Origin of the sequence: Pricia sp. (assembly GCF_041745955.1) — a bacterium.
In the GTDB taxonomy this organism is placed as follows: Bacteria; Bacteroidota; Bacteroidia; order Flavobacteriales; family Flavobacteriaceae; genus Pricia.
This window is the reverse complement of record NZ_JBGTHY010000057.1, coordinates 1-6,992: the sequence shown is the minus strand read 5'-3', so window position 1 is coordinate 6,992 and position 6,992 is coordinate 1. Positions and strand designations below refer to the sequence as shown.

Sequence of the window (6,992 nt, the reverse complement as noted above, 5' to 3'; positions counted from 1 at the left end):
GAACTCAAGGCCTTTAAACGAAAGTTCAAAAAGGGGATGGGCCGCGAGCTTGAAATGACGGATCTGTTATCCTACAAACTATATCCGAAAGTGTTCACCGAAGCGTATAACAATCATGTAAAATTCGGGAACGTAGTCAACATACCCACGAAAAATTTCTTTTACGGAATGGATATCGGCGAGGAGATTATGGTCGAGCTTGACCGGGGGAAGAACGTACTGATAGCGTTAATGCTCAAAGGTGAACCCGACGAGGGGGGCAACGTCAGCATATTTTTCAAGATCAACGGCCAATTGCGGAACGTGATGATACAGGACCGGTCGATCAAGGTCGAAAAAACACAAAATGTCAAAGCGGATGCCGATGACCCTAAACAGGTCGGCGCTCCCTTACAGGGGTTGCTCTCCAGCGTTCTGGTCAAAAAAGGCCAGCAAGTCAAACGCAACCAACCGCTATTTATCATAGAGGCCATGAAAATGGAGACCACGGTAACCGCCAACGCCGAAGGTACGGTCGATAAAGTTCAACTGGAAGGCGGTTCATTGGTCAATGCCGATGATTTGGTGTTACTACTGAAATAACTGAAATAGATGCCCGTGTTTCTCCATACCCATCCCTATCCGCCTTTTCTTTTTCCGGAAGCCACCAAACTCATTGTGGGCACGCTTCCGCCACCGCGATTTACTACCCGTGCACTCAAAAAAGAGGATGTCGATTTTTGTTATGGTAGCTGTGACGGACAGTTCTGGCCCATTTTAGATCGGATATTTGATTTGGGATTAAGGTATGAAACAACTCGGGAAGCCATCGATCAACGCAAACATTTTCTGTTCAAAAGGCGTATTGGCATTTGCGATATCGTCGAAGGGGCCGAAAGGGAAAAAACAGATGCCTCGGACCTAGGCATGCAAAACGTACAGCTTAGGGATTTGGTACGTATACTACAAGCCTATCCCAATATTGATACCCTTTTATTTACTGGCGGAAACAGTAAAAATGGCCCCGAATATTTTTTCAGGAAACATTTGAAGGATAATGGATTGCATTTGGAAGTGGTTTCCAATGAGGTTCCCCGGATACATCGTTTCATACTGCCTTCGGGAAATAATCGGATAATCAAAACAATATCGCTGACAGCACCCTCGGGAGCAGCGAACAGGGCGGTCGGCAGTTTGGCATCCTATAAAAAAATGAAGGATGAAAATCCCGAATTCAATACGGTTGATTTTAGGGTGTTGCAATATGCACCGTTTTTTTGAGAATTTCCTCCGGTTTCAAATACATCTTACACTAACTAAAAAGAGCCCTACCGATGAAGGCAAGGCTCTTTTACGAGAACACTATATGAAAATGAAAAATTTTAATTCGTTTTAATTACATGATAAAAGTAGCTCGGCATCGTAGCATATTGAAATTTTTGTTGTGAAAGCCGTTGTTTTTGTGGTGTAGGGACGTTATTTTGTTATTTGGGATAAAATCGTTCCATCCGAAAGGCATTTATTCCGATATTTATGGACTCAATTACATCCTCATAAATTAAATTCAGTACCCATATATGCATCAAACAGAAAGACTCGAGACCTTCAAAAAATCCGTTACCAACAAATTCAATGTCTACAACAGTTTATTTTTAAACCTGCCGTACCGAAATATCGAAAATGTGGGCATGCTCATTCCCTTACTTTTCGATCAATGTGAAAAAGGATTGAAGTCAGGGAAGCATCCGCAGGAAATTCTGGATACATTTTTCAAGAATTATGCGGACATCAAGGAAGAAAAGGACCAGATCGATTTTATGTTCCGCATCATCCAATACGTAGAACGTCAGGTAGTACTATATGATAGTGTTGAAGATGCCGCTTTTCCCAAGCTTCAGGAACACAGTAGCTCGTTGTCCATCAAGGACTATTTTCAGTTCGTCGACAAAAATAAGGATTGGGACAAGCTCGCCGAACAACTGTCTACCTTCAGTGCCCGAATCGTATTTACCGCGCATCCTACCCAATTCTATACCCCTGAAGTACTCGATATCATCGGCGAACTACGCTCCCTTATTCTGGAAGACCGCATTAACGATATCGACCTTACGTTGCAGCAATTGGGGCTTACCTCGCTGATCAATGCCAAGAAACCCACTCCGCTCGATGAGGCGAAAAATATCATTTACATCCTCCGAAATGTGTATTACGATGCCGTCGGACACCTCTTTTCCTACATCAAAGGCAATGTGCCCAACGCCAATTTCAACAATTACAATATTATGAAACTCGGTTTTTGGCCAGGGGGCGATCGCGACGGTAATCCGTTCGTAACCGCCGATATTACCAAAGACGTGGCCGATGAGCTACGGGTCAACCTGATGAAATGTTATTATAACGACCTGAAGCAACTCCGAAAAAAACTCACTTTCAAGGATGTTCAGGAGCCATTGAACAAATTACGGGACAGTCTTTATGTGGCGATGTTCAATAGGGAGAAAACGGTCGATTACCAGAACCTGATCGGGCCTTTGGAGACGGTACGTGAGACGCTTACCGAAAAGTACCATGCACTTTACCTTAAAGACCTTGACCAACTGATCGATAAGGTCAAGATTTTCAAGACGCATTTTGCCACTTTGGATATACGCCAAGATCAGAGTAAGCATATTCTGGTGGTGGAAAGCATCTTGAAACAAAATGATATTATTAAGGATACCCTTGACGAACTCGACCAGGAGGAATTGATCGCTATTTTGTTGCATAAAGATCTAAAGGCGAATGCGAGCGATTTTTCGGATGATATTATAAAAGATACCCTGATCAATATTCCCCAGCTAAAGGAGATTCAGAACAGAAACGGCGAGGAGGGATGCAATCGCTACATCATCAGTAATTCTGAAGATATTTTCTCCGTACTTTTCGTCTATGCATTATTCCGATGGTGTGGATGGGAAGCCAATACGATTACCTTTGACATCGTTCCCCTGTTCGAGACCATGAACGGCATGGCCGGTGCGGAAGCGACCATGGAGGCCCTGTTCAAAATGCCGGAATACCGGGCACATCTCGAACGCCGCAATAATGTGCAGACCATTATGCTCGGTTTTTCCGACGGTACCAAAGACGGAGGCTATCTCAAGGCCAACTGGTCCATTTTAAAAACTAAGGAAACCCTATCCAAGGTCTGTAAAAAGAACGGTATCAAAGCCGTCTTTTTCGACGGTCGTGGCGGCCCGCCGGCACGCGGGGGCGGAAAGACCCACCGATTCTATGCCGCACAGACCAAGGATGTCGCCAACCACGAAATCCAGCTCACCATTCAAGGCCAGACAATTACGAGTACCTACGGCACCAAAGAACAGTTTATGCACAACTCTGAGCAACTGTTGACCGCAGGCCTATCAAACAACCTGTTCGGAAAAGAAAATGTAATTTCAAAGGATTCCCGTAAGCTGATGGAAGATCTTTCAGAACTGAGTTTTTCCAAATACGACGCTTTGAAGCGGCACGAAATGTTCATTCCTTATCTTGAGAATAAAAGCACCCTGAAGTATTATACTAAAGCGAACATTGGCAGTAGACCGGGCAAACGTGGCAATAAGGCCAAATTGGAGCTGACCGATTTGCGGGCCATCTCTTTTGTGGGATCTTGGAGCCAACTGAAACAGAACGTACCCGGTTATTTCGGGATTGGCACGGCGATAAAGACTTTAAAGGACGATGGTAGAATTGAAGAGGTCAAAACCCTGTTCGATGAAGTACCTTTTTTCAAGGCTTTGATGCTGAACAGCATGATGTCGTTGACCAAATGCTATTTCGAGTTGACCAGTTACATGAAAGAAGACCCCGAATATGGCGACTTCTGGCAAATCTTGCATACCGAGTACGAACTATCCAAAGAAATGCTGTTGCTCATAAGCGGATTCGATATCCTGATGCAGAACGAAGGCGTTTCCCGGGAGTCGGTGAAGATCAGGGAAAATATTGTACTTCCCCTGCTGGCCATTCAGCAATATGCCTTGCAGAAAATCGGTCAGAATGCCGGATTTAAAGAGGAGTATGAGAAAATAGTGACCCGGTCTTTGTATGGCAATATCAATGCAAGTCGGAATTCGGCGTAGCGAAGCCCCCACAAAATAAAAACAAACCCTGAAATTGCTATGAAACGATTTCAGGGTTTTTCAAGTTGATTCGGTTGGACCAAAACATGCTTATCGAATCATCTGAACAAAAACAGCTATCGAATTCACGCCATGTTCCGTTAAGTGTTTGATAAACGCCGAACCGATAATCGCACCTTTAGCGGTTTTGGTCGCCTGCTGAAAGGTCACGGAATCTTTAATGCCAAAGCCTACAATCTGTGGGTTGGAAAGCCGCATGGCCGATATTCTTTCGAAATAGTCGGTTTGGACGCTTCCAAACCCTTTGCCGGAACCCGTAACGCTCGCGGAACTGACCATATAGATAAATCCTTTGGATATCTTGTCGATAAACCGGATGCGTTCTTCGGAGGTCTGCGGTGTAATCAGGAAAACGTTGAACAGTCCGTATTTTTCAAAAGTTTCCTGACATTCCTCATGGTACACATCGACCGGCAAATCGGGAATAATGAGTCCGTCTATACCAATTTCCTGACATTTTTTGCAGAATGCCTCCACACCATATTGCAGCATAGGGTTGAAATACCCCATGATAATCAACGGAATCGAAACGGATTCCCGGATATCCTTTAACTGTTCAAAAAGGATTTCGGAGGTCATTCCGTTTTTTAGCGCTTTGGTGGAGCTCTTTTGTATGGTAGGCCCGTCGGCCAGGGGATCGCTAAAGGGAAGTCCGATTTCAATCATGTCGACACCGTTTTTTTCTAGATCTTGAATGATTTTTAGGGTATCGTTCAGGGCGGGGTAGCCTGCCGTGAAGTAGATGGAGAGAAGTTTTCCTTCGGCGGCCATTTTTTCAGTTATTCGGTTCATGCAATTTTGTTTTATTTTGGATGTTAGTGCCTCGCTTATACCCTGTAGGTCAGTCATCTTTTAAAGCTTAAAGTAGTCAATGTAGGTATCCAAATCCTTATCCCCCCGACCTGACAAGTTGACCACCACCACATCATCTTTTTCAAATTTCCTAAGATCAAAAATCGCAAAGGCATGTGAGGTTTCAATGGCGGGAATGATACCTTCCAACTGTGCCATTTCCAGTCCTGCAATCATGGCCTCATCATCGGTGATGGAGATGAATTCCCCACGACCTGATTTGAATAGATGAGCGTGCATCGGCCCTACACCGGGGTAATCAAGCCCTGCGGAAATAGAATACGGCTCGGTTATTTGTCCGTCGGTCGTTTGCATCAACAGGGTTTTACTACCGTGAATGATGCCCACTTTGCCCAGTGCCGACGTAGCGGCACTTTCCCCTGAGTTCACTCCTTTTCCGGCTGCTTCCACGGCAATAATACCCACATCGGGATTATCGAGATAATGGTAATAAGCTCCGGCGGCATTGCTGCCCCCACCGACACAGGCGACCACATAATCGGGATGCTCACGCCCTTCCTTTTCCTTCAACTGCCATTTGATTTCCTCGGAGATGACGGACTGAAACCGTGCCACCATATCAGGGTAGGGGTGTGGCCCTACGACCGATCCAATGATATAATGCGTGTTTACCGGATTATTGATCCAATCCCGGATGGCCTCGTTGGTAGCATCCTTCAAGGTACGGCTACCGGAAAGCGCCGGTCGCACTTCCGCCCCCAGCATTTTCATTCGCGCGACATTCGGGGCCTGGCGGGCGATATCGATTTCCCCCATATAAACGATGCATTCGATACCCATCAGGGCGCAGACCGTAGCCGTGGCGACACCGTGTTGTCCGGCTCCCGTTTCGGCGATAATCCGGTTCTTGCCCAGTTTTTTCGCCATTAAGATTTGTCCGATGGTATTGTTCACTTTATGCGCACCCGTATGGCAAAGGTCTTCCCTTTTGAGATAGATTTTAGTCCCATATTTTTCGGATAGCCGTTTGGCGAAATACAGTGGGGTAGGGCGGCCGACATAATCTTTCAGCAATTGGTCGAATTCCTTTTTAAAGGAGGGTTCTTCCATAATACGGATGTAGTTCTGGCGGAGTTCCTCACAATTCGGGTAAAGCATTTCTGGTATAAACGCCCCGCCGAATTCGCCGTAGTAGCCTTTTTTGTTTGCGTGGTATGACATAGTTCTTTTTTTAGGGGAAACCTTCGATATTTGGAGAGCTGGCATTTTTATTTAAAATTTAAAGGCTCTGTTATGCCAAGTAGGGCGGTCGCCGCGGACCGACCAATACACTAGGCCCATAGCCAAGGCTTTTGTATTTAGTGCTTATCTTTTTTCGCTTAAATGCCAAATCAAAAGATTTGGCGTTTCCAGTAAATCAGATCAGGTCAATGAACATAGGACTTACCGCCCTATTTGCAATAGTCATTGGTGCATAGTGCTTTTCACGTTCTGCTTGGTTTTCGGATGTTTCTTATTTAGTTCGAATTGAGCGTTGGCAAGACATACTCTTTTGCAATTTTTGGTGTAGCGTTGGCTGGTGCGAATTGCAAATGTGTATGGCTTTGAGCGTTGGCTATTCCGTTTCTCCGTTTATCGTTTCCATTATTTCTCTAAAACTATACAGTCCAGATTCTATGTTTTCAATAATTTCATTCGCTAAAATGTCTGGGTCTGGCAGATTATCTAAATCAGTCAAACTTTTATCTTTTAGCCAAAAAATATCCAAACTCGTTTTGTCTCTCGCAATTATTTCATCATAAGTATATTTTCTCCATCTTCCATCTTCATTTTCTTCACTCCAAGTTTCTTTGCGTTTGTTGATATTGCTCGGATTGTAAAGTTTTACAAACTCTTTTAAATCCGACATCATCATTGGTTTTTTCTTTAATGTATGATGTATGTTTGTTCTGTAATCATAAAACCAAATATCCTTTGTCCACGCTTCTTTACTTGCAGGTTTATTTTTGAAAAACA

General features: G+C 44.4%; 5 protein-coding genes and 1 pseudogene. 3 read left to right on the top strand and 3 right to left on the bottom strand.

What is annotated here, in order from left to right; genetic code table 11:
• From ACEW8S_RS01820 to ACEW8S_RS01810, 3 genes are all read left to right on the top strand, one after another.
• On the top strand, positions 1 to 582 hold a 582-nt coding region (locus ACEW8S_RS01820; protein ID WP_373516480.1), incomplete at its 5' end, for a biotin/lipoyl-containing protein.
• Between the two features lie 9 nt (positions 583 to 591).
• Positions 592 to 1,260, top strand: a complete 669-nt coding sequence (locus ACEW8S_RS01815; RefSeq protein WP_373516479.1) for a uracil-DNA glycosylase family protein — start codon at positions 592 to 594, stop codon at positions 1,258 to 1,260.
• A 296-nt stretch (positions 1,261 to 1,556) separates the two neighbouring features.
• Entirely contained in the window at positions 1,557 to 4,103 is a 2,547-nt protein-coding gene (locus ACEW8S_RS01810) for a phosphoenolpyruvate carboxylase (protein WP_373516478.1), read from the top strand.
• A gap of 90 nt (positions 4,104 to 4,193) precedes the next feature.
• Here ACEW8S_RS01810 and trpA read toward each other — a convergent pair whose 3' ends face one another.
• The 3 genes and pseudogenes from trpA to ACEW8S_RS01795 all read right to left on the bottom strand — a co-directional run.
• Positions 4,194 to 4,955: a tryptophan synthase subunit alpha gene (trpA, locus tag ACEW8S_RS01805; protein ID WP_373516477.1), complete on the bottom strand. Its 762-nt coding sequence runs from the start codon at positions 4,953 to 4,955 to the stop codon at positions 4,194 to 4,196.
• A gap of 60 nt (positions 4,956 to 5,015) precedes the next feature.
• Positions 5,016 to 6,197 carry a tryptophan synthase subunit beta gene (gene trpB / locus ACEW8S_RS01800; RefSeq protein WP_373516476.1) on the bottom strand — a complete coding sequence of 394 codons (1,182 nt, stop codon included), beginning with the start codon at positions 6,195 to 6,197 and terminating at the stop codon, positions 5,016 to 5,018.
• Positions 6,198 to 6,591: 394 nt separating this feature from the next.
• Positions 6,592 to 6,992 (bottom strand): annotated as a pseudogene (locus ACEW8S_RS01795) (SAM-dependent DNA methyltransferase); the annotation flags it as partial.